The organism is Thorsellia anophelis DSM 18579 (assembly GCF_900111395.1).
In the GTDB taxonomy this organism is placed as follows: domain Bacteria; phylum Pseudomonadota; class Gammaproteobacteria; order Enterobacterales; family Thorselliaceae; genus Thorsellia; species Thorsellia anophelis.
Map to the genome: position 1 here is coordinate 1 of NZ_FOHV01000062.1, position 1,756 is coordinate 1,756.

4 protein-coding genes are annotated in these 1,756 nt (G+C 36.7%); all 4 read left to right on the top strand.

Going from position 1 to position 1,756, the window contains the following annotated elements; genetic code table 11:
• The coding region (locus BMW37_RS14805) for an RHS repeat-associated core domain-containing protein (RefSeq protein WP_177168709.1) at positions 1 to 705 on the top strand (705 nt) is incomplete at its 5' end.
• A gap of 4 nt (positions 706 to 709) precedes the next feature.
• Positions 710 to 1,144: an SMI1/KNR4 family protein gene (locus BMW37_RS14810; protein WP_093322775.1), complete on the top strand. Its 435-nt coding sequence runs from the start codon at positions 710 to 712 to the stop codon at positions 1,142 to 1,144.
• A 135-nt stretch (positions 1,145 to 1,279) separates the two neighbouring features.
• Complete coding sequence (locus BMW37_RS14815; RefSeq protein ID WP_245711089.1) at positions 1,280 to 1,450, top strand: HNH/ENDO VII family nuclease; 171 nt, start codon at positions 1,280 to 1,282, stop codon at positions 1,448 to 1,450.
• Between the two features lie 49 nt (positions 1,451 to 1,499).
• On the top strand, positions 1,500 to 1,670 hold the full coding sequence (locus tag BMW37_RS15675) for an SMI1/KNR4 family protein (RefSeq protein ID WP_281241279.1): 171 nt from the start codon (positions 1,500 to 1,502) through the stop codon (positions 1,668 to 1,670).
• The last annotated feature ends 86 nt before the right edge of the window (positions 1,671 to 1,756 follow it).

The following is a 1,756-nucleotide window of genomic DNA, read 5'->3' on the forward strand; positions in this document are numbered from 1 at the left end:
CAAGGAGAACTGAATTACGTCATCACCGACCAAATTGGTACCCCCACCGAACTACTCGCTGAAGATGGCACTGGCCGTTGGCGCGTCAAACACAATCTTTGGGGCAGTATCCTCAAACAGTACAGTGCCAACGATGACGATTTTTGTAACCTCCGTTTCCCAGGTCAATATCTAGACAATGAAAGCGGATTACATTACAATCGACATCGTTACTACGACCCAAACACTGCGCAATACCTGACGCCCGACCCCATAGGATTAGCTGGTGGATTTAATCCCTACGGGTACGTACATAACCCCACTGGGTGGATCGATCCGTTAGGGTTAGCAGAGGCTAATTGTTATTCTATACAAAAATTGGAATCCAAAGGATTCACCGGTGTAGAAGTTACAAAAAATGGGGGATTAGATTATTCAAAGAGTAATGCTTTATATTCTAAAGATGGCGTTAATCCAATACAGACAATTGAGTATACTGGTGATTACCATGAAGATTTTGCTTTAGCCAATGCAGCAATAGGCAGAAAAACGACTCCAAAAGGTTATGTTTGGCATCATTTAGATGATTATGATCCAGGATCTAACACAGGTACTATGCAATTGGTTAGCCAAGATGCCCATAGAAAAATAGTACATTTTGGTGGCGTAGCCCAATATAAAAAAGTTCCAGAAAATAGTAATAGCTATATATTTAAAATTTGGTGAGATTATGAAATTAAATTTTTCTTCTACCTCAAAACCTGCAACCGAAAAAGATTTTTATAGGCTAGAAAGCACTATCGGACATAAGTTACCTACTGCTATGAAAAAGCATTATTTAAAATATAATGGAGGTCAACCGGAACCCTCGGATGTACATGATTCAGAACGGTTATATCCAATTAATGCATTTTTAGATGTCAATGAAATAATGCAAGACTATAACTCTACTGAGTTTGATGATCCTCTTCCAGATAAGTTTGAACCAGGTACTTTACTTTCTTTTGCCTATGATCCTGGTGATGGAACATACGCTTTATCATTGCGTAAAGAAGATTTCGGGAAGGTATACTTTTTTACGGTTACTGATAGGGTTCAACTATTCGGTGAATGGAAAGATTTCCAAACTTTCTTGGATTGTATCGTCGAAGATCCAGATGATTAGAATAGTTTCAGTGCCAACTATAAGGATTTTTTAAACCTACTTTTCTCGGGCAATATGCTTGCCCGCAACTGATTTTGAACGTATGTACACGATGCATGCTCCTATAGATGATGGCAACTCTTAAACTCACATTATATGTTACAAACTCAAAATGGCCCTATTGCTGAGGTTAGCCAAACGTTCCACCAAAACAATCATGGAATAATACATACAAATCCTAACACTATACCATCAGGTATAGATCGTCAGGCATTTAATGTATGGCGTGAGCAATATTGGATAAATAGAGAAAGAGAATTTTATTAACAAAAATGAATTACTGAAAGCTTTTGACAAGCATTCGACTCTAACTAATATGGGAACCAGTGATGATGCTCCATCATTAGAATGGATTGTCAAAGCAGAAGAGATGTTAACGATCAAACTACCAGAGGATTATAAATGGATTTTAAGCCATTTTGGTGGAGGAGATATATGTGGTGAAGAAATATATAGCATATACTCATTCGATGGATCTTATAAGTAATTGATTTTACATTAAATTTTTATATTTTTGATTTTAATGGAAATTTTAACATATTTTTTGGCGGAAAAAATTGAAAAGGAACCAAT

Excerpts from the sequence above, each read along its gene's own strand:
- BMW37_RS14810 (WP_093322775.1), top strand. The coding sequence starts at position 710 with ATGAAATTAAATTTTTCTTCTACCTCAAAACCTGCAACCGAAAAAGAT.
- BMW37_RS14815 (WP_245711089.1), top strand. The coding sequence starts at position 1,280 with ATGTTACAAACTCAAAATGGCCCTATTGCTGAGGTTAGCCAAACGTTC.
- BMW37_RS15675 (WP_281241279.1), top strand. The coding sequence starts at position 1,500 with ATGGGAACCAGTGATGATGCTCCATCATTAGAATGGATTGTCAAAGCA.